General features: G+C 52.9%; 16 protein-coding genes, 1 other RNA gene and 5 pseudogenes. 6 read left to right on the top strand and 16 right to left on the bottom strand.

The window, feature by feature from the left end:
- Positions 1 to 82: 82 nt before the first annotated feature.
- Complete coding sequence (locus O3W44_RS14955; RefSeq protein WP_269293678.1) at positions 83 to 1,000, bottom strand: LysR family transcriptional regulator; 918 nt, start codon at positions 998 to 1,000, stop codon at positions 83 to 85.
- Positions 1,001 to 1,129: 129 nt separating this feature from the next.
- Here O3W44_RS14955 and O3W44_RS14960 point away from each other — a divergent pair.
- Positions 1,130 to 1,832, top strand: a pseudogene (locus O3W44_RS14960) (pirin family protein).
- Between the two features lie 39 nt (positions 1,833 to 1,871).
- Here the strand turns inward: O3W44_RS14960 and dolP are convergent.
- The 4 genes from dolP to O3W44_RS14980 are packed head-to-tail and all read right to left on the bottom strand — an operon-like array spanning position 1,872 to position 5,438.
- Positions 1,872 to 2,444: a division/outer membrane stress-associated lipid-binding lipoprotein gene (dolP, locus tag O3W44_RS14965; protein ID WP_269293679.1), complete on the bottom strand. Its 573-nt coding sequence runs from the start codon at positions 2,442 to 2,444 to the stop codon at positions 1,872 to 1,874.
- 14 nt (positions 2,445 to 2,458) lie between these two features.
- Positions 2,459 to 3,046 (bottom strand): DnaA initiator-associating protein DiaA, encoded by a 588-nt coding sequence (gene diaA, locus O3W44_RS14970; RefSeq protein ID WP_269293681.1) that lies wholly within the window; start codon positions 3,044 to 3,046, stop codon positions 2,459 to 2,461.
- Between the two features lie 14 nt (positions 3,047 to 3,060).
- A complete protein-coding gene (locus tag O3W44_RS14975) occupies positions 3,061 to 3,456 on the bottom strand; it encodes a YraN family protein (protein ID WP_269293682.1) in 396 nt (131 codons plus the stop codon).
- Positions 3,414 to 5,438, bottom strand: coding sequence for a penicillin-binding protein activator (locus tag O3W44_RS14980; RefSeq protein ID WP_269293683.1), 2,025 nt, complete (start codon positions 5,436 to 5,438; stop codon positions 3,414 to 3,416). Before O3W44_RS14980 ends, O3W44_RS14975 begins: the two co-directional genes overlap by 43 nt.
- Before the next feature lie 62 nt (positions 5,439 to 5,500).
- On the opposite strand from O3W44_RS14980, the pseudogene rsmI reads away from it, so the two are divergent.
- Positions 5,501 to 6,362, top strand: a pseudogene (rsmI, locus tag O3W44_RS14985) (16S rRNA (cytidine(1402)-2'-O)-methyltransferase).
- A gap of 33 nt (positions 6,363 to 6,395) precedes the next feature.
- Positions 6,396 to 6,774, top strand: an RNA gene (rnpB, locus tag O3W44_RS14990) — RNase P RNA component class A.
- Between the two features lie 183 nt (positions 6,775 to 6,957).
- Here the strand turns inward: rnpB and O3W44_RS14995 are convergent.
- The 10 genes and pseudogenes from O3W44_RS14995 to O3W44_RS15040 form a co-directional block, all read right to left on the bottom strand.
- On the bottom strand, positions 6,958 to 7,932 hold the full coding sequence (locus tag O3W44_RS14995; RefSeq protein ID WP_269293684.1) for a glutathione S-transferase family protein: 975 nt from the start codon (positions 7,930 to 7,932) through the stop codon (positions 6,958 to 6,960).
- 99 nt (positions 7,933 to 8,031) lie between these two features.
- Positions 8,032 to 8,442 (bottom strand): DoxX family protein, encoded by a 411-nt coding sequence (locus O3W44_RS15000; protein WP_269294449.1) that lies wholly within the window; start codon positions 8,440 to 8,442, stop codon positions 8,032 to 8,034.
- 202 nt (positions 8,443 to 8,644) lie between these two features.
- Positions 8,645 to 8,929, bottom strand: coding sequence for a YqjK-like family protein (locus O3W44_RS15005; RefSeq protein WP_269293685.1), 285 nt, complete (start codon positions 8,927 to 8,929; stop codon positions 8,645 to 8,647).
- A complete protein-coding gene (locus tag O3W44_RS15010; RefSeq protein WP_269293686.1) occupies positions 8,926 to 9,324 on the bottom strand; it encodes a phage holin family protein in 399 nt (132 codons plus the stop codon). Before O3W44_RS15010 ends, O3W44_RS15005 begins: the two co-directional genes overlap by 4 nt.
- Positions 9,325 to 9,326: 2 nt before the next feature.
- Complete coding sequence (locus tag O3W44_RS15015) at positions 9,327 to 9,632, bottom strand: DUF883 family protein (RefSeq protein ID WP_269293687.1); 306 nt, start codon at positions 9,630 to 9,632, stop codon at positions 9,327 to 9,329.
- Positions 9,633 to 9,667: 35 nt separating this feature from the next.
- Positions 9,668 to 10,042, bottom strand: a complete 375-nt coding sequence (locus tag O3W44_RS15020) for a DUF1090 domain-containing protein (RefSeq protein ID WP_269294450.1) — start codon at positions 10,040 to 10,042, stop codon at positions 9,668 to 9,670.
- Positions 10,043 to 10,231: 189 nt separating this feature from the next.
- Entirely contained in the window at positions 10,232 to 10,579 is a 348-nt protein-coding gene (gene mzrA / locus O3W44_RS15025; RefSeq protein WP_269293688.1) for an EnvZ/OmpR regulon moderator MzrA, read from the bottom strand.
- Positions 10,579 to 11,254 (bottom strand): annotated as a pseudogene (locus O3W44_RS15030) (DedA family protein). Before O3W44_RS15030 ends, mzrA begins: the two are co-directional and overlap by 1 nt.
- Positions 11,255 to 11,576: 322 nt before the next feature.
- Complete coding sequence (exuR, locus tag O3W44_RS15035; protein WP_269293689.1) at positions 11,577 to 12,350, bottom strand: transcriptional regulator ExuR; 774 nt, start codon at positions 12,348 to 12,350, stop codon at positions 11,577 to 11,579.
- Between the two features lie 86 nt (positions 12,351 to 12,436).
- Positions 12,437 to 13,740, bottom strand: a pseudogene (locus O3W44_RS15040) (MFS transporter).
- A gap of 395 nt (positions 13,741 to 14,135) precedes the next feature.
- Here O3W44_RS15040 and uxaC point away from each other — a divergent pair.
- From uxaC to O3W44_RS15055, 3 genes and pseudogenes are all read left to right on the top strand, one after another.
- Positions 14,136 to 15,550 (top strand): annotated as a pseudogene (gene uxaC / locus O3W44_RS15045) (glucuronate isomerase).
- A 2-nt stretch (positions 15,551 to 15,552) separates the two neighbouring features.
- A complete protein-coding gene (locus O3W44_RS15050) occupies positions 15,553 to 17,001 on the top strand; it encodes a tagaturonate reductase (protein WP_269293690.1) in 1,449 nt (482 codons plus the stop codon).
- A 4-nt stretch (positions 17,002 to 17,005) separates the two neighbouring features.
- Entirely contained in the window at positions 17,006 to 18,496 is a 1,491-nt protein-coding gene (locus O3W44_RS15055) for a UxaA family hydrolase (RefSeq protein WP_269293691.1), read from the top strand.
- Between the two features lie 50 nt (positions 18,497 to 18,546).
- Here O3W44_RS15055 and sstT read toward each other — a convergent pair whose 3' ends face one another.
- A complete protein-coding gene (gene sstT / locus O3W44_RS15060) occupies positions 18,547 to 19,779 on the bottom strand; it encodes a serine/threonine transporter SstT (protein ID WP_269293692.1) in 1,233 nt (410 codons plus the stop codon).
- Positions 19,780 to 19,901 lie beyond the last annotated feature (122 nt).

Consider the following 19,901-nt stretch of genomic DNA (forward strand, 5'->3'; position numbering starts at 1 on the left):
GAAAATATTCTACCGGGCCGTTCCTTTCCCCGTTTGATGGGGAAAGGTCAGGAGGGGCCAGCACGCACGCCATTCATATCACTCAGACGGAGCTGGCAATCAGCCCTTTTTTCGCCAGCAAACGGGGAATTTCGCGCAGGCACCACGCTTTTGCTTCGCCCATGCTGTCGCGACGCCAGGCCATAATAATATCGATCTCGCGGGTATATTCAGGACTCACCACGCGCAGGCGACCCTCTGCAATATCCTGTTCTACCAATGAATAGGGCATGGTTCCTATTCCCAAACCGGCCAGCAGCGCACGGCGCTTGTCATCCATGCTGCTCACCGTCAGACGCTGCTGCTTATCCAGCAGTTGCACGGTTAAAACCGGCCGTTCACGCGCGGTATCCGCGACCGCAATGCCGCGATATTTAACGCGAGTCACTTCCGACTGTGGTTCAGGTTCGTTGTGAATGGGATGGTCGGCGCTGGCAACATAGACACTCATCGTGGTGTAAAGCTTGCGGGTATTGATTTCAGTTGAGGCGCGAAAATGCATATCCGGCGCAATGACAATATCGGCACGCCCTTGCTCCAGACGTTCCCAGGCACCCGCCAGCACTTCAGTCATCAGCGAAATCTGGGTGTTGGCTTTATCGGCCAGCCGTGTAACCAGCGGAAACAGCGCGTCAGTAGGCACCAACGCTTCGGTCACGATAGTGAGATGGGTTTCCCAGCCCCGGGCTAACGCTTCGGCATCCGTGGTGAGCTTGTCGGCAGCTTCTAACAAGACCCGCCCGCGCTCCAGTAACATGCGACCGACATTGGTAAATTTGGTGCGATGGCCAGAGCGGTCAAACAGCACAACATCCAGCTCTTCTTCCAGCTTTTGCATGGTGTAACTGAGTGCTGACGGGACGCGTCCCAGCTCATCTGCCGCGGCGGCAAAGCTTCCGCGACGATCGATTGCGTCCATTACACGTAAAGCTTCAAGGGTTAACGCGCGCTCTTTAGCCATCCCGTTTCTCTGTCAGTAAATTTGAATATGCCTGGCAGATTAACTGGCTAACAATCCGCCGTCCAGCCTTTTACCATAAGTGTATAACGTCTGCGGCAGCCCTTCGCCGCAGGAAGCTGGAGGTAAATAATGATAACGACACGCAGTGCGTCCGCTTGTGGTCAGGCCGATTTTGGCTGGTTGCAGGCGCGCTACAGTTTTTCTTTTGGCCACTATTTCGATCCCAAATTAATGGGTTATGCCTCGTTGCGTGTATTAAACCAGGAAGTACTGGCACCGGGCGCATCGTTTCAGCCCCGTACCTACCCCCAGGTAGATGTATTAAATATCGTGCTGCAAGGTGAAGCGGAATACCGCGACAGCGAAGGCAATCACGTTATTGTGCATGAGGGCGAAGCGTTGTTGCTTTCCACTCAGCAAGGGGTCAGCTACAGCGAAATCAATCCGAGCAAAGAGCGTCCCTTAACGCGCATGCAGCTCTGGCTGGCGGCGTGCCCGGAGCGTGAAAATCCGCGTATGCAAAGATTACCCTGCCTGACGGCCAGACTTCACAGCTACTGGCGTCGCCAGATGGCACTGAAGGCAGCCTGCAACTGCGTCAGCAGGTGTGGATCCATCAGGTGGAGCTTGCGCCAGGAGAGCAGCATCAGTTACCACTGCACGGCCCGCGCGCCTATCTGCAATCTATTCATGGGTCGCTGGAAGCGTCTTCGGGTCAGGATCAGCAGGAGAAGCTGGGCTGTGGTGACGGGGCTTTTTGCAGGAAGAGCAGCTGGTTCGGCTGCAAGCGAAAACGCCGACGCGAGCACTGGTTATTGATATTCCGATATAAAAAGGGCGGCCAGGCCGCCCTTAAAACAGCATCACTCACTTATTTCAAAATGGTAAACGCAGTGGTGACGTGCTTCACGCCGCTAACACGACTGGCAACATCTGCCGCCGCCTGTGCTTCCTGCGGCGTAACCAATCCTAACAAGAAGACTTCGCCATTTTCGGTGGTGACTTTGACGTTTGAAGATTTCACCTGATCGCTACCTAATAGCTGCGAGCGAATTTTTGTAGTGATCCGGGTATCTGACGAAGATGTGCCAAGCGTGACTTTCTGTCCGATACGGATCTCGTTGTAGACTTCCGTTGCGCCATCTACGCCCATAGTGATCTGTTTGGCGCGGTTAGCCATTTCCTGGGACGGCGCCTGGCCTGTCAGTAAAACTTTTCCCTGATAAGCGGTAGCAACAATACGTGCATCCGTTTTTAACTGCTGATCTTTGGCCAGGGCATTGCTGACGCGTAATTCCAGTGTACCGTCGTCAACCTGAGTGCCGACTGTGCGCGGATCCGTGGCCGTTTTTGTGGCGACGGCGGCGCTACCCGCGACGACAGCAACACAGCCCTGCAACATCATGGCGGTTAAGAGAATGGCTACAGCGTTCAATGCTTTCATTATTGCTCCTTCAGCTATTCCTGGTGCGGAAACAAAGTGTTATCGATAAGGTCGCACAAACAGTTGAGCGTCAACATATGCATCTCGTGAATACGTGCGCTTCGGTGCGAAGGAATGCGGATTTCCACATCATGCGGTCCCAGCAATCCGGCCAGTTCACCGCCATCATAACCGGTAAGCGCAACGATAGTCATATCGCGCGTCACGGCAGCTTCGACGGCTTTAACGATATCTCGCGTATTGCCACGAGTCGAAATGGCTAACAGCACATCGCCCGCCTGGCCTAATGCACGTACCTGTTTGGCATAGACTTCGTCATGCAGGCGATCATTACCGATTGCCGTCATCATGACATTGTCCGCACTCAAGGCGAGTGCGGGCAGGCTTGGACGCTCGGTTTCGAAACGGTTAATCATACTGGACGTGAAATGCTGAGCATTGGCTGCTGCTGCACCGTTCCCACAACTGAGGATTTTGTTACCGTTTAGCAATGACTGCACCAGCGTCATTGCCGCACGGGAAATCGCATCAGGCAACGCTTCGGCTGCCGCGATCTGAGTCTGAATACTTTCAGTAAAACACGCTTTAATTCTGTCCTGCACACGACCACCTGGTTCTAAAGGTCTGCATTAAAGGCATTAGGCAACCATTCGAGCGCCGTGCCGGTAATGGCAATGATGTCGAAACGGCAATTCACTGTTTCAAAACTGCCGCCACGTTGCGCCAGCCAAAACGCTGCCGCACGCAGCAGCTTATGTTGTTTCTGACGGGTAACGCTGGCGAGTGCGCCACCGAACCGTGTATCACGTCGATAGCGTACCTCAACAAATACCCAGCAGTTTTTGTCCTGCATTATCAGGTCCAGTTCGCCACCGCGACTGTGGACATTACTGGCGACCCATTTCAGCCCGGCCCGCTCAAGATAATGGCGGGCGCGCTGTTCCTGCCCGGCGCCAATCTGGCGGCGGTTTAGTTGACCGCCCTGATTTCGCCCTGACGATACTGGTTCCATGTCAACTTCCTGTTGATCACACAATCCGTGTTGGCGCTGAGCTTGCCGGTATTACCGTCCAGCGTAAAACCTGGCACCTGACGCATCTGGTTAAAATGATTTGCCAGTGTCCAGGCATCGATGCCCATGGCATACAGGCGAACCAGCGAATAATCATTGTTAAACGATCTCGCGGCCTGCTGCATCAGCCCTGGGTTCGTGCCGGAGAGCAGTGGGATATCACTGAACTGCAAACCTTCCATCTCCAGACGAAAATCGGGACCCGCTCCAGCCTGGAAACTGCGTGAGCTGGCATACAGCGACACATTACTGCGGCTGCCGGTACGCATCGCAATCATCGGCTTGATGAGTTGCATTTCATCCTGCGTCGAGACGATATAGACCGAATCAACATTGCCGCTGCTGGTGCTTGCTGCCTCTGGCGCGCTTTGCTGCTGCGGTGCAGGAATGGTTAATCCGGCAATAGCAATTGCCTGTGGCTCGGCAGGCGTTGCATTAACCGGTGTACCGCTCAGTGCGATGCCTGAGCCGCTGTTGATGCCCTGTTTCAGTTCTGATACTGAACCAAAACGTTGTTGCATCACCAGGCTACCGCCCAGTGATTGCCACTCTTGCGCAAAGGCATTGGTTACCCGATCGCCAAAGCTGTTTCGTGGGGCCAGCAGCAATGGCTGACGCTTGCCTTGCTCCCAAATATGGTGAGCGGCATCACGCGCTTCGTCTTCAGGAGAAAGCGCAAAATAACAAATATTCGGATGACTCTGGATTTTTTCCGGTTCGTTAAGCGCCAGGACATTCAGTGTAGTTTGGCTATTAGCGACCGCTTCAACGTTATTCTTCAGCAGCGGCCCCACGACCAGGGTAGCACCGTCCTGTTGCGCCTGTTGCATCACCTGTTGAATCGGTTGACTGCTGGTATCGTAAACTTTTATCTGTGCATTGCTGGCCGGTGCACTGACTGGCTCGGAGGGGGGGACTTCTGCCGTCTGCGGCGGCTGTGATGGCGCAGCATCAGCCGCAGCCGGGCTTACCACCGCATTGGGATCGGCGGGTTGCTGTGCGGTTGCATTCGCCTCGGCTGGCGCGGGCTGTGCTGGTGCTGCCTGCGGTGCCGCAGTCAGGATGCCGTTTTTTGCATCGTTGAAGCCTTTTTCAATGGCACTGGCAAAAACCTGGGCCTGGCCGTTCAGTGGCAGTAACAGCGCAATGGTACTGGTCGACGCCTTGGTAAAATTCTGTACCTGGCTCAGCTGCGTGGGCAGATTTTTGGCACCCGGGTTTTGCGGATAGCGTGTTTGCCAGTCTTTAATGCCCGCTTTTAACATCTCGGCGTCTTGCGCATTTGCACGCCAGACCGCTAACAGATCAAGCCAGCCCTGCAAAACATTTTCATCTGCGTTGATCACCAGACTATTGATCTCCTGCGGAGGCATTTGCGTCAGCGTTTGCCAGGTCGCATCAATATTGTTTTGGTGATCGGCACCTGACAGCAGCGGCTCCTGGGCGATATAACTGCGCAGCAGAGATAAAGAGGGACGTCCTTGTGCGGCGGCAATCTGTAAGCCGTAATAGCGAGCCAGCTCATCTTTCGACAGTTCACCGGTTTTCACCTGGCCGAGCAACTGCAGCGCGTCGTTCACATTCTGCTGCGCGATTTGATACTGTGCCTTTAACAACAGCAGCTCTTGTTGCTGAATATCGGAAAGCTGGCTCGGCAACTGATTCAACTGTTGATTGGCTTGCGGATACTTTCCTTCCTTCAACAAGGCGCGGATTGCAAGTAATTGCCAGTCGGTCTTGCTATCATCGCTGCTTTGCTGCACTTGTTGCAGATAGTAAGCAGAACCACCCGTAGCGGGACCCTGAATATTGACGGTTGAGGTTTGCGGCCCTTGACCGCTACATGCGGCTAAAATCAGCCCAGCAAGAAGAACAGGCACAAAGCGTCCTGCTTTATGACGAACGACTTTTGAAGGAAGCATACTGTATCCAGTGATGTTTTTTTCAAGATGCTCAATATTAAATCGGCAATTCGGATGAAACAATGAAACAACTCGATCGGGCAGAGATTTCTGCCAGCACGCTCTACATCGTTCCAACCCCGATTGGTAATTTGGGTGATATCACCCAGCGGGCGCTAACGGTGCTTTCGAGCGTCGATCTGGTCGCTGCGGAAGATACACGTCATACCGGACTGTTGCTACAACATTTCGCCATCAATGCGCGGCTCTTCGCACTTCACGACCACAATGAACAGCAGAAAGCCGAACTGCTGCTCACGAAGCTGCAGGAAGGACAAAGCATAGCATTGGTCTCTGATGCCGGTACGCCATTAATCAACGATCCCGGCTATCATCTGGTGCGCCGCTGTCGTGAAGCGGGCATCCGCATCGTCCCTTTACCGGGTGCTTGCGCAGCGATTACAGCATTAAGCGCAGCGGGGTTACCGTCCGATCGTTTCTGTTACGAAGGGTTTCTGCCAGCGAAAACCAAAGGGCGCTGCGATGCCTTACGCGCCCTGGTTCAGGAGCCACGCACACTTATTTTCTATGAATCCACGCATCGTCTGTTGGATAGTCTGCAAGACATGGTGAATGAATTAGGCGCCGATCGCTACGTCGTGTTGGCGCGTGAACTGACCAAGACCGGGAATCGCTCCACGGTGCACCGGTAGGTGAATTGCTGGCGTGGGTAAAAGAGGATGAAAATCGCCGTAAAGGCGAAATGGTGCTCATTGTTGAAGGGCATAAAGCGGATGAAGAAGCTTTACCTGCCGATGCGCTGCGCACTCTGGCGCTGTTACAAAAAGAGTTACCGTTAAAAAAAGCGGCAGCGTTAACGGCTGAAATCCATGGCGTGAAAAAAATGCGCTATATCGCTTCGCACTTGATCAGCAAGGGGCGTGACAAATGCAGGCGAATGCCCTATGATCCCGCGCCGAAGCTGACCAGACAGTCGCCGCTTTGTCGTCGTCCCCACTTGTGGGGAGACAGGCAGAGGGGAGGAAAGTCCGGGCTCCATAGGGCAGGGTGCCAGGTAACGCCTGGGAGGCGCAAGCCTACGACCAGTGCAACAGAGAGCAAACCGCCGATGGCCCAGAAATGGGATCAGGTAAGGGTGAAAGGGTGCGGTAAGAGCGCACCGCGCGGCTGGTAACAGTTCGTGGCACGGTAAACTCCACCCGGAGCAAGGCCAAATAGGGGTTCATAAGGTACGGCCCGTACTGAACCCGGGTAGGCTGCTTGAGCCAGTGAGCGATTGCTGGCCTAGATGAATGACTGTCCAAGACAGAACCCGGCTTAACGGTCAGCTTCGACTCTTACTCAAAAACCCCGCTGCGGCGGGGTTTTGCTTTTGTGGAACGGAGCAGGATGAATGACTGTCCAGGACGCTCTTTATAAAGAATGCGGCTTAACGGTCAGCTTCGACTCTTACTCAAAAACCCCGCTGCGGCGGGGTTTTGCTTTTGTGAAACAGAGCAGGATGAATCGCTCCCACTGTTTAGCCACGACCGTGTGGTTCATCCCAGTCGAATGCCGGGCCGACAGAAATCACACCGTTCGGATTGATCGTTTTATGGCTGCAATAATAGTGATGGCGAATATGCGGCAGATTAACCGTTTCTGCGATACCCGACATTTGATAAATATCGCGCAAAAAGCCATTCAGGTTGAGAAAATCACTAATACGGTGGCGATCACACTTAAAATGCGTGACATAAACCGGATCGAAACGCACCAGTGTGGTCCATAAGCGCAGATCCGCTTCAGTAAGCTGATCGCCCGTTAAATAGCGATGCTGGCCCAGTATCTGTTCCAGGCGCGACAGTGAATGAAACAGCGCAGTAACGGCTTCATCGTAGGCTTGTTGCGAGGTAGAAAATCCTGCTTTATAGACACCGTTATTCACCGTGTCATAGATCCAGCCATTCAGTTCATCGATTTTTTCACGCAGCGCAGGGGGATAATAATCACCAGCACGCGCACCAACGGCATCAAATGCACTATTAAACATGCGAATGATATCAGCAGATTCATTGCTGACGATGGTGTTTTGCTGCTTGTCCCACAGCACCGGAACGGTGACGCGACCGCTGTAATGGGGATCGGCATGCAAATAAAGCTGATAAAGAAATTCATTCTGATACAACTTGTCGCCCGTGGCATCCGGGAAACTGTCATCAAAAGTCCAGCCATTTTCCAGCATCAGCGGGTGAACCACCGATACATCAATCATGCTATCCAGCCCTTTCAGCTTACGCATTAACAGTGTGCGGTGCGCCCAGGGACAGGCAAGAGAAACGTATAAATGGTAACGATCGCGCTCAGCGGTAAATCCAGCTTTGCCGCTGGGACCGGCGCTGCCATCGGCTGTTACCCAGTTGCGCCATACCGATTCTGATCGTTTAAATCGTCCACCGGTTGATTTGGTGTCGTACCAGGTATCATGCCAGACACCTTCAATTAATTGACCCATATTGCCCCCAATGCAGACAGGGCGAAGAACAATCTCCGCCCTGTTGTATTCATCTAAATTCAGAGAATAAGTATATGTGGCATTTCGTCTTTTGTGCGCTTAGCGCACTAACGCAGCCTGCGGTTTTTTGCTGATCAAACGATCAATACTGTAGGCACCCGGACCCACCAGACCCAACACCACGAAGCCACCAGCAATCGACAGGTTTTTCATAAACATTAACTGGTTAACGCCTTCGGCAAAGTTACTGTGGAACAGGAACGCTGTCAGTATGGTGAAAGCGGCAGTGAACAGTGCGGTAAAGCGCGTCAGGAAACCAAACAGAATGGCCAGACCGCCACCGAACTCAAGCAGAATAACCAGTGGCAGCATAAAGCCAGGCACACCCATCGCTTCCATATACTGTTGTGTCCCGGCGTAGCCGGTGATTTTTCCCCAGCCAGCCGTAATAAACAGGATGGGCATCAGAATGCGAGCCAGCAACAGACCGGTATCTTCGAATTTTTTCATCATCTACTCCAACGTATAAATAAGGCAGGGCTTTAACACCTGCATTGATTATTCCCGCAGAAAGCAGACTCGCAATTCATTGGGCTGATAGCTGGAGATAATAGTCGCGCTGCGGAAAGGTTGTAAGCGAGATAAACTGTCGAAGTTTTTCAGTAAAACTGACAGAAATAAGCCAGCCGGTAAAAGCTGGCTTTAAGAGAGGTTAACGCGGAGGAAGTGCAGCTTTAAACATGCGCCAGGTACTCCACAGGCCGAAACCCCGTTTCGCCCAGCGCATTATTTTATTCGGACTTCGTACGGACCAGATAGCTAATGCGCTGGTGCCAATAGCCAGATAACGACGCATGCTGAGAAAAGTCAGCCAGCCACGATCATACTGCGCCGTACCGTAAAGCCAGTCGCGTCGCGCCGCGCTGAGATCCAGGCGCTGTTGCTGAACCTGATTGAGCAATTCATGGATGTGTTCTTCCCGCAGACGTCGGCTCATCGATGCTGATCCTCCAGTATCGAGCGGTCTGTCTCCAGCTCTTTACGTGTATGACGCAGTAGCGTTGACTGGCGTGTTTTGCGTAAGGTCCAGAGGCCAAATATCAGTGCTAACAAAAACAGCACTGCGGTAGTGATACCGATAGCCATCAGACGATACTGCGCATCAACTGCCCAGATAATCAGTACCATCAGGCTCATTAAACCGAAAGCGGTAAACAACATTGTCAGACCAACCATAATCAATAACTGAATAAGGTTGGCTTTCTCTTCTTCCAGTTCAGCCACTGCCAGACGCACGCGCGTTTCAACCATGCCGACCAGCGTCGTGATGATGCGCTGACCGATATTGATGACCCCTTTGCCCGGGCCGTGGTTCTGCTGTGATTCAGCCATAATTAACGTCGCGAAATGAGGATACCCAGCGCGACGCCAATGGCTGCACCGATACCAACACCATGCCAGGGATTTTCGCGCACATAGCCTTCCGCTTTCTGCGCCGCTTCACGGGTCGTTGCTGCCAGGCGCTCACCTGAGTCACCTAAACGCTCGCGTGAACTGTCCAGTGCTGCGCGTGCTTTGCTACGCAACTTATCCAGCTCGCTTTTGGAGCGTTCACTGCTGCTGCTTAACACCTCTTCCAGGGTGTCAGCCAAATTTTTCAGCTCAGCACGCAAATGATCGGATGATGTATCTTTAGACATGAAGTACTCCTTTGACATCAGTAGATTGAATACGATTAATAAGGCTCCGCCTGTAACTTTTTCAGTTCCTGGCGTGCTTCTTCCAGTTTTTGTTCACGTTTAGCAATCTTTTCCTTGTCGTTACCGTCCTGACGCTCTTGCTTCAGTTCATCTTCGCGCTCGGCAACTTTCTGTTTCTGCGTATTGATTCTTTCCAGGTGTGCAGCTTCAAGCTTTTTATCGGTGCAGCTGGCGCGAACTTCGGTTAATGCACGCTCAAGGCCATTAACACGGCGCGGGTTGTTGTTCTTCTGCGCCATATCGATTTCATGCCGGATATCCTGCTCTTTTTGCTGACAAAGTGACTCAGCCGCTAACAGCGAGCCTGAAAAAGAGAAGAGTGCCAGTGCCAGCGGTAAAGTACCTTTCATCAGGCTAATCACCTTCCATTGCGACGAACCGTGCGAGGCGTGTTCCTGGTCCGTCTTTACATGCGCCATCGGATAAGCATAGACACCCGCTGGAAAAAGTTCAAAGAACACCGGGAGATACAGGTAAGTCCAGGCGGCTGTCATAAAAACAGCCGCCTGGATTGTTGCAAGAGAAGAAAGAGAGAGGGGCTACGCCAGTGACTGGCGCTCTGCCTGGTCGTACTGAGCGACGATAAAACCTTGTGGCAGCAGGCGGCGTAACACCTTCTGCGCCGCCAGGCTTTGTTCTTCGCTTTCAAAATGGATCACCAGCGCATCTCCGGAAGGCGTAATACTCTTGATACGAATGCCCTGTGCCGTCAGTTGCTGGTAAAGGTAAAAACCATCGGGCATAGGCGCGCCAGCATGTGAAACGCGAATTTGTACCACCGTGTCATGGCGCATCAGTGTGGGGGTCAGCGTCAGGGCGAGCAGGGCAAAAGCGCCACCAATCAACCAGGGTAACCAGCGTTTGGGAATAGCCTGTAGCCATTTCATTAGTCGATTTTCCCGTTTTGACCGGCCTGACGTTTCCGCCACAATACGACTAATGAACCCACCAGTCCGATAACCAGCAAGGCCAGTGGCAACATCATCAGAAAGAACATCAATTCGTCTTCATAACGACGAAAGATCGGCGTCTTGCCCAATGCAAAGCCCATCACCGTGAGAATAAGCACCCACAAAAAGGCGCTTACCCAGTTAAAAAACTGAAAGCGCGTATTGCTCAGGCCAGACAGGCCAGCAATGGTGGGTAGCAAGGTACGAACAAAGGCAATAAACCGGCCAATAAGCAGTGCTGATAAGCCATGTCGATGGAACAGGCTGTAAGCACGTTGATGATACTGGGCTGGAAGGTGAGACAGCCATTTTTGTACCGTTGGCGTGTTGCCGAGCCATCGTCCCCTGGATATAACTCACCCAGCACCCTAGGCTGGCGCCTGTGGTTAAAACTAAAATAGTCAGAGGGAAACTCATGGTTCCTTTGGCAATCAGCACGCCAACTAAAATCAGCAGGCTGTCACCCGGCAGGAAAGCGGCAGGCAGTAAGCCGTTTTCCAGAAATAAAATCATGAATAACACGCCGTAAATCGCCCAGACCAGGGTTGGATCGGAAAGGGTTTCATAGTCCTGTTGCCACAAGGCATGCAGCAACGCTTGCAAAATATCCATCAATCATTCCCGAACATCATTGTTAAACATGCCCCGAAGGACTTAAGCGCAGACCGGTGTTTGGTTATCATTTTTAGGAGCGCAGCCTGAGCAGAATTTTTCGGGTCCTTCCGAAATTGATTGTTAAATCAGCGACTTTATAAAGCCCTGTCGCAAAGGGTAAGAAAAGGGCGATAACTGTAACAAAAATTACCCGACTGAGACAGGATAAACTGCCAGCAAGCTGGAGTTTTACCTTTTGATACGGCATGTAAAAAGGAGTTTTACATGACCTGACACTATTGCAGATTTACTGACCGATTTGAGCGGTTTTTCAGCAGAATCAACGTGGGATTTTGGAACCATCAGGCAGGATGACCGGATTCTCACCAAACATGTAACGATCCACATTAAATTCAAAATCATCGGCGGTCGCGTTAAATAACATCTGCTTAGTATTTTCCAGATGTTGCCACATTGCCAGCTTACTGGCGGCAGGATCTTTGCGCATAAGTGCTTTCAGGATGTGATCGTGATCATCACACCAGCTGAGAATGCTGCGCTGGTCGATATGTTCGTGCAGTTTTATCCAGTAAGGATTATGCAAACGATGCAGCCACATTTTTTCTACAATGGCAGCGAGCGCGCTGTTTTGCGTGGATTGCGCAATACGGACGTGAAACTGCATATCCCATTCGGAGTCACGGAAATGGTCTTCCTGACGCGCTTTTTCCTGAATCGCCATTAAGTCGATAATGTCCTGACGCGTCACCTGCGTGGCCGCAAATTCCGCGACATTACTTTCAATCAACTGGCGTGCCTGCAACAGTTCAAACGGGCCGAACGTGGCGAATTCCAGCTGGCTCGACGTTACAACACGATTTTGTTGCTGGCTGGCAATAACATGAATACCTGATCCTTTACGCACCTCAACAAAGCCTTCGACCTCAAGCATGATGATCGCTTCTCGTACTACGGTGCGGCTGACACCTTTCTCTTCTGCGATTAAACGCTCGGCAGGCAGCTTATCGCCAATAGAATAGATCCCGGCTTCAATACGGCGTTTTAGCTCACTAGCCAGCTGTTGATAAAGTCGACGGGATTCAGTGGTATCCATGGCGCAGTCCAGAGTGACAAAAGATAAGTTGTTATACCACTTTGTGAGAAGGGTGAAAATGGGCTGGCGCATGCCAGCCCAACTGATTAGCTGCGAACCGCGGCAGCTTCAGGAGCGTGAACTTCCTGCTCCAGTTCTGAGACAGGTTTGTTTTTCAGTACGGTCCAGATCACGATGGCACCCAGCAAGTCAAACACGGCCAGCGCGGCGAACAGCGGACTGAAGCCCAGCGTGTCGGCCAGCGCACCAACAACCAGCGCGAACAGGGTGCTGGCGGTCCAGGCGGCCATTCCGGTCAGGCCATTCGCCGTCGCGACTTCATTACGGCCAAAAACGTCAGATGATAGCGTAATCAACGCGCCGGAGAGCGCCTGGTGTGCGAAGCCACCGACGCAAAGCAGGGCGATAGCGATATAAGGGCTGGTAAACAGACCAATGGTGCCGGGACCAATCATCAACACGGCGCCCAGGGTAACCACCAGCTTACGCGAAACGATTAAGTTAACGCCAAACCAGCGTTGGAACAGCGGCGGCAGGTGCCCCCTAAAATACAGCCAAAGTCGGCAAACAGCATGGGCATCCAGGCAAACAGCGCAATCTCTTTCAGGTTGAAGCCGTAAACTTTAAACATAAACAGGGGGATCCAGGCATTGAACGTGCCCCAGGCCGGTTCAGCCAGAAAGCGCGGTAGCGCAATTCCCCAGAACTGGCGATTACGCACGATCTGCATGGCCGACATTTTACGGTTATTGCCGGTTTGATGCTGTGCTTCCTGGCCTGAAATAATGTAATGGCGCTCTTCGTCACTCAGCTTAGTTTGCTGTTTAGGGTGTTTATAAAACACCAGCCAGCACAGCGCCCAAATCATGCTGAGCACACCGGTAATGATAAAAGCCATCTGCCAGCTATGCGCCACGATCGCCCATACCACCAGCGGCGGGGCCAGCATGGCACCAATTGACGACCCGACGTTGAAATAGCCCACTGCGACCGAACGTTCTTTTGCCGGGAACCATTCGCTACTGGCTTTCAGGCCCGCTGGGATCATCGCTGCTTCGGCTGCGCCAACTGCGCCACGTGCCAGGGCAAAGCCGCCCCAACTGCCCGCCATTGCTGTAGCGGCACAAAAAATTGCCCACAGGACGGCAAACACAGCATAGCCCACTTTCGTACCCAGCAGATCCAGCACGTAACCTGCGACCGGCTGCATCAGGGTATAGCAGGCTGAATAAGCTGCCACAATGTAGGAGTATTGCTGCGTGGTGATGTGTAACTCAGTTTGCAGTGTAGGTGCGGCCACCGCGATCGTATTTCGTGTCAGATAGCCCAGTACCGTACCGAGTGTCACCAGCCCGATCATGTACCAGCGTAACCCTTTGATCTTACGCATTCTCTACCTCTTCCAGTTCTGTATGCGGTCTTGCCGCTGTTGTTATCTGGAGCGGGACAACTCGTGATACGGCTCTGCTCACGCCCGCAGGCCCTGAAGAGCGGCCTCTGTTTACCTTGCCTTGATGTACGTCAGACAAAAACGCACGATGGGACGAGAGCCTAACTTGTTATACAACTTTAAAAGTTGAGAGCCATCACAAAAACCTTTTCTGCCTTGTGGGATAGTTTGAACAGCCGTAACTACAGGGATTTAGCGCGCTGCAAGCGGTAAAGCGAGCAATAAGCGTAGGGATTTGCTGCTGTTTATGTGAGCGAGATCGCAAACAAATCTGCAATTCGCCAAAATTGGTATGATAACTTTATGCCATTGGTTCAGCCCACGAGGATGTAAGCATGTCGCGTTTTATGACTGAGGATTTTTTGCTGGATACCGAGTTTGCTCGTCGTCTTTATCATGATTACGCAAAAGATCAGCCGATTTTTGATTACCACTGTCATCTGCCGCCGCAGCAGATCGCTGAAAATTATCGCTTCGCCAACCTCTATGACATCTGGCTGAAGGGCGATCACTACAAATGGCGTGCGATGCGTGCGAATGGTGTGCCGGAAGCATTTTGTACCGGCGATGCCAGCGACCGCGAAAAGTTTGATGCCTGGGCGCGTACCGTGCCGCATACCATTGGCAACCCACTTTATCACTGGACCCATCTCGAACTGCGTCGTCCATTTGGTATTACCGGTACGCTGCTCAGTGAAAAAACGGCTGACAGCATCTGGCATCGCTGTAACGAACTGCTGGCGCAGGATGATTTTACCGCGCGCGGCATCATGCAGCAGATGAATGTGAAAATGGTCGGCACCACTGACGATCCCTCGACGATTTAACCCATCATCGTGCGCTGGCCGATGACGCCAGTTTCCAGGTAAAAGTGTTGCCAAGCTGGCGTCCGGATAAAGCCTTTAACATTGATGCTGAGACATTCGTGCCGTGGATCCAGAAGCTGGAACGCATTGCTGACGTTAGCGTGCAACGCTTCGACGATCTGCTACGCGCCCTGACTAAACGGCTGGATTATTTTGCTGCCCACGGCTGTAAAGTCTCCGATCACGCGCTGGATGTTGTCTGTTATGCCGAAGCGGATGAGACAACGCTTGATGCCATTCTGACGCGCCGCATGAGCGGCAAGACGCCCAATCCACAGGAAGCCGCCCAGTTTAAAACAGCGGTGCTGGTGTGGTTAGGTAGCGAATATGCCCGGCGCGGCTGGGTGCAGCAATATCACATTGGTGCGCTGCGTAATACCAATCGACGCCAGTATGAACTGCTGGGGCCGGATGTCGGCTTCGACTCCATCAACGATCAGCCGGTAGCAGAACCGCTGGCACGTTTGCTGGGCGCACAAAACCTGCATAACGCACTGCCTAAAACCATTCTTTACTGCCTCAATCCCCGCGATAACGAAGTGCTGGCGACCATGGCGGGCAATTTCCAGGGCGAAGGCGAAGCGGGAAAAATGCAGTTTGGTTCAGCCTGGTGGTTCAACGATCAGCTTGATGGTATGCAGCGTCAGATGACGCAACTGGCGCAGATTGGTTTGCTGAGCCGTTTTGTTGGCATGCTGACTGACAGCCGCAGCTTCCTCTCATACACCCGTCATGAATATTTCCGCCGTCTGCTGTGTCAGATGATGGGGCGCTGGGTTGAACAGGGTGAAGCGCCTGCCGATGAAGCACTGCTGGGTCAGATGGTGCAAAACATCTGCTTCAACAATGCCCGGGATTACTTCGGCATTGAGCTGGGGGCCTGATTATGCAGCGGCTAAATCGTCACGACTTTCCCGGCAGTTTCTATAACGAACGTGTTATTCAGTTCGGCGAAGGTAACTTTTTACGGGCGTTTATTGACTGGCAAATAGACTGGCTCAATGAACATCACGGCATTGATGCCGGTATCGTGGTGGTAAGGCCGCGCAACCGTGAAGTCAGCGACAGCCTGAACCAGCAACAGGGTCTGTATACCACTCTGATTCGTGGCCTTAACGAGCAGGGTGAGCGGGTCAGTGAAACGCGGCTGATCCGCAGTCTGAATCGTGAAATCCATCCTTATAAGCAGTTTGATGATTATCTGGCGCTGGCTGAAAATCCGCAGTTACGCTTTGTTTTTTCCAATACCACCGAAGCGGGCATCGCCTTTGTCGGGACGGATGCGTTAACCGATCAACCCGCCTCCAGCTTTCCAGGCAAACTGACCCAACTGCTGTGGGCGCGCTTTACTCACTTTAACGGCGCGGGTGATAAAGGCTGGCTGATTGTGCCGTGCGAACTCATCGATCATAACGGCGACACGCTGCGTGAGACAGTGCTGCGCTACGCTGATCACTGGCAACTGCCTGCGACATTCAAAACGTGGATCAACGAGCACTGTGCCTTTTATAACACGCTGGTGGATCGCATTGTTACGGGCTTCCCGCAAGATAGCGCCCAGATTGAAACAGAGCTGGGCTATCAGGATCGCTATCTGGTGGCGGGAGAAGTCTATTACCAGTTTGTGATTCAGGGCCCGGCAATGCTGGCTGATGAGCTCAAACTTAATGCGCTGGCTCCACAGGTCCGCATGGTGGAAGACATTGCGCCCTATAAAGCGCAGAAAGTAGCGATCCTTAACGGTGCGCACACTGCCATGGTGCCGGTGGCGTTTCTTGCCGGACTGGAAAGCGTGGGTGAGGCGATGGACGATTCGGCCATTTCCCACTTCGTAGATAAACTGCTGCGGGAAGAGGTGATCCCAACGCTGGATTTACCCGCTGATGAACTGCATGCCTTTGCCGACGCGGTACAGCGCCGTTTCCGCAATCCATTTATTCGTCACGCCTTGTTGTCGATTGCGCTAAATGGCATGACAAAATTCCGTACTCGGTTATTAACGCCCCTGCTGACATCGCATCAGAAAACAGGTCAGTGGCCGCCGCACCTGACGTTTGCGTTTGCGGCACTGATCGCTTTTTATCGCGGTGAGTCAGAAGGCAAAAGCTGGCCGTTACAGGACGACGCGCAGTGGTTGCAGCGTTATGCCGAAGGCTGGAAAGCACTACAGGACGATCAGATTTCCCCAGAGCAACTGGTGCACAGCGTATTAAGCGATGCGCACCACTGGGGAGAAGATTTAACCCTGCAACCGGGACTGGTCGCAGCGGTTAGCCAACACCTGCAAAACATCATCGCCCACGGAATGCGTGAGGCGCTGAGTCAACTGAGATAACGCTATGCAAGACGCGATTAAAATACATTCCCGCGACAACGTAGCTGTGGCGTTGCGTGACTTAGACGCCGGAGCCACCGTTGCGTTGCCAGCAGCGACAGTTAGGCTGCAACAGGCAGTTGGGCGCGGCCATAAGTTTGCGCTGCAGCCTCTGGCGCAGGGGGAACTGGTCATTAAATATGGCTTACCGATTGGTCATGCAACGCAGCCGGTTGCCGAAGGCGAGGTCATCCATTCCACCAACTCACGCACCAATCTCAGCGATTTGGATGAATATGATTACCAGCCAGCGTTTGTCGACGTGCCGCCTCAGCCGGGCGATCGCGAGGTGCAGATTTATCGCCGGGCAAACGGCGAGGTCGGCATTCGCAATGAGTTGTGGATTTTACCGACCGTGGGCTGCGTGAACGGTATTGCGCGTCAGATCCTGCAACGCTTTTTGAAAGAGACACAGGAGGCCACTGATATCGATGGCGCGTTCCTGTTTAGTCATACTTTTGGCTGCTCCCAGTTGGGCCAGGATCACGATAATACCCGTACTATGCTGCAAAATATGGTGCGCCATCCGAATGCGGGCGCGGTACTGGTGATTGGCCTGGGATGTGAAAATAATCAGGTAGATGCCTTCCGTGAAACGCTTGGCGCATTCGAAAGCGACCGCGTGGAATTTATGGTGTGTCAGCAGCATGATGATGAAGTGGAGGCGGGTGTTGAACGTCTGCATGCGCTGTATGAAAAAATGCGCCATGATCAACGTGTGCCAGGCAAACTAAGTGAACTGAAGTTTGGTCTGGAATGTGGCGGTTCAGACGGTTTTTCAGGCATTACCGCGAATCCGCTGCTGGGACGCTTTTCCGATCAGATGATTGCCAACGGCGGCACCACCGTATTAACTGAAGTGCCGGAGATGTTTGGTGCCGAACGCATCCTGATGAGCCGCTGTCGCGACGAAGCCACCTTTGATAAAACCGTGGCGATGATCAACGATTTCAAACAGTACTTTATCGATCATCAGCAGCCAATTTATGAGAACCCGTCGCCAGGTAATAAAGCGGGCGGCATTACTACGCTGGAAGAGAAATCGCTGGGCTGTACGCAAAAAGCGGGGCAAAGCCAGGTGGTTGACGTACTGAAGTATGGCGAGCGGCTGAAAACACCGGGCCTGAATTTACTGAGTGCGCCGGGCAATGATGCTGTTGCAACCAGCGCCTTAGCTGGCGCAGGCTGCCATATGGTGCTGTTCAGTACCGGACGCGGCACGCCTTATGGTGGGTTTGTGCCCACGGTAAAACTGGCAACCAATACGCCGCTGGCAGAAAAGAAACCACACTGGATCGATTTTGACGCGGGTCGGTTGATTCACGGCATGAGCATGGATGAGATGCTGGCGGATTTCGTCGATACCATTGTGGCGATTGCGAATGGTCAGGCGACGAAGAACGAAAAGAATGATTTCCGCGAACTGGCCATCTTTAAAAGTGGCGTCACGCTGTAATCATAAAAATGGCGGCCCTTAAATAAGGGCCGCCATAACGGGACGGCTGTTTATACACGGCTCGGTACGCGTTCCGCTTCAGCCTGGCAAACGGCTGCCGTAAACAGAATATCGGTTGATGAGTTCAGGGCCGTTTCGGCTGAATCCTGCAACACGCCAATGATAAAGCCGACGGCCACCACCTGCATCGCGACATCATTTGGAATGCCGAACATATTACACGCCACCGGGATCAGCAACAGAGAGCCGCCTGCAACACCTGATGCACCACAAGCACACAAAGCGGCAACCAGGCTCAGCAGGATTGCGGTGGGCACATCAACACTGATGCCAAGCGTATGCACCGCCGCCAGCGTTAACACCGTGATGGTAATTGCTGCGCCCGCCATGCTAATGGTCGCACCCAGCGGAATCGAGACGGAATAGGTATCTTCATCCAGATTCAGTCGTTTCGCGATAGCCATGTTGACCGGAATGTTAGCGGCAGAGCTGCGGGTAAAAAACGCCGTCACGCCACTTTCGCGCAGGCAGGTAAACACCAGCGGATAAGGGTTACGACGAATTTTGCTGTAGACCAGCAGCGGATTCACAACCAGCGCCATCAACAGCATGCAGCCAATCAGCAGCGTCAACAGGTGGGCATATTGCCACAGCGCACCAAAACCGGTTGAGGCCAGAATCGAGGCAACTAAACCAAAAATCCCTACGGGGGCGCAGCGAATCACGCAGCGTACCAGCCAGGTTGCGGCATTCGACGCATCTGTCAGAAACGCGCGGGTGCTGGGCTGGCTGCGACGAAACGCCAGACCGAGACCAATCGCCCACACCAGAATGCCAATGTAGTTCGCATTCATCAGCGCGGTAATCGGGTTAGCCACCATGCTCATCAGCAAGCCACGCAGCACTTCAGTGATGCCCGAAGGCGGCGTAATTTCAGTAGTGCCCACCGCCAGCGTCAGCGTTTGCGGTATCAGGTGACTGAAAATCACCGCGACAACCGCTGCAAAAAAGGTGCTGAGCAGATAAAGCATCACGATCGGTTTAATATTGCTTTTCTGGCCTTGCTGATGGTTAGCGATCGAAGAGATCACCAGAACCAGCACCAGTACAGGCGCGACAGCTTTCAGAGCGTTGACGAACAGATCGCCCAGCAGACCAACGGCTAATGCCGCATCGCGTGATAGCCAGGCCAGCGCAACACCGGCGACAAGCCCGATCATGATTTGTTTCACCAGGCTTCCTGCGAACAGCGAGCCCAGTCGTGCGGAGAGAGTTTTCGGCATAGTGTTTTCTGTATTTTAGCGAGATGTAGCTTCAGTCGTAAAAGTACTTCACGTCTGAAACGGTTTGCCTGGCGGAGTATAAGGAAAAGATTGAGCGAGAAAAGAGATAATTCTGCCAACGT

It is taken from the genome of Pantoea sp. LMR881 (assembly GCF_027157825.1).
Taxonomy (GTDB): Bacteria; Pseudomonadota; Gammaproteobacteria; order Enterobacterales; family Enterobacteriaceae; genus Pantoea; species Pantoea haifensis.

Excerpts from the sequence above, each read along its gene's own strand:
- O3W44_RS14955 (WP_269293678.1), bottom strand. The coding sequence starts at position 1,000 with ATGGCTAAAGAGCGCGCGTTAACCCTTGAAGCTTTACGTGTAATGGAC.
- dolP (WP_269293679.1), bottom strand. The coding sequence starts at position 2,444 with ATGAAAGCATTGAACGCTGTAGCCATTCTCTTAACCGCCATGATGTTG.
- O3W44_RS14975 (WP_269293682.1), bottom strand. The coding sequence starts at position 3,456 with ATGGAACCAGTATCGTCAGGGCGAAATCAGGGCGGTCAACTAAACCGC.
- O3W44_RS14980 (WP_269293683.1), bottom strand. The coding sequence starts at position 5,438 with ATGCTTCCTTCAAAAGTCGTTCGTCATAAAGCAGGACGCTTTGTGCCT.
- O3W44_RS14995 (WP_269293684.1), bottom strand. The coding sequence starts at position 7,932 with ATGGGTCAATTAATTGAAGGTGTCTGGCATGATACCTGGTACGACACC.
- O3W44_RS15000 (WP_269294449.1), bottom strand. The coding sequence starts at position 8,442 with ATGAAAAAATTCGAAGATACCGGTCTGTTGCTGGCTCGCATTCTGATG.
- O3W44_RS15005 (WP_269293685.1), bottom strand. The coding sequence starts at position 8,929 with ATGAGCCGACGTCTGCGGGAAGAACACATCCATGAATTGCTCAATCAG.
- O3W44_RS15010 (WP_269293686.1), bottom strand. The coding sequence starts at position 9,324 with ATGGCTGAATCACAGCAGAACCACGGCCCGGGCAAAGGGGTCATCAAT.
- O3W44_RS15015 (WP_269293687.1), bottom strand. The coding sequence starts at position 9,632 with ATGTCTAAAGATACATCATCCGATCATTTGCGTGCTGAGCTGAAAAAT.
- O3W44_RS15020 (WP_269294450.1), bottom strand. The coding sequence starts at position 10,042 with ATGAAAGGTACTTTACCGCTGGCACTGGCACTCTTCTCTTTTTCAGGC.
- mzrA (WP_269293688.1), bottom strand. The coding sequence starts at position 10,579 with ATGAAATGGCTACAGGCTATTCCCAAACGCTGGTTACCCTGGTTGATT.
- exuR (WP_269293689.1), bottom strand. The coding sequence starts at position 12,350 with ATGGATACCACTGAATCCCGTCGACTTTATCAACAGCTGGCTAGTGAG.
- O3W44_RS15050 (WP_269293690.1), top strand. The coding sequence starts at position 15,553 with ATGCAGCGGCTAAATCGTCACGACTTTCCCGGCAGTTTCTATAACGAA.
- O3W44_RS15055 (WP_269293691.1), top strand. The coding sequence starts at position 17,006 with ATGCAAGACGCGATTAAAATACATTCCCGCGACAACGTAGCTGTGGCG.
- sstT (WP_269293692.1), bottom strand. The coding sequence starts at position 19,779 with ATGCCGAAAACTCTCTCCGCACGACTGGGCTCGCTGTTCGCAGGAAGC.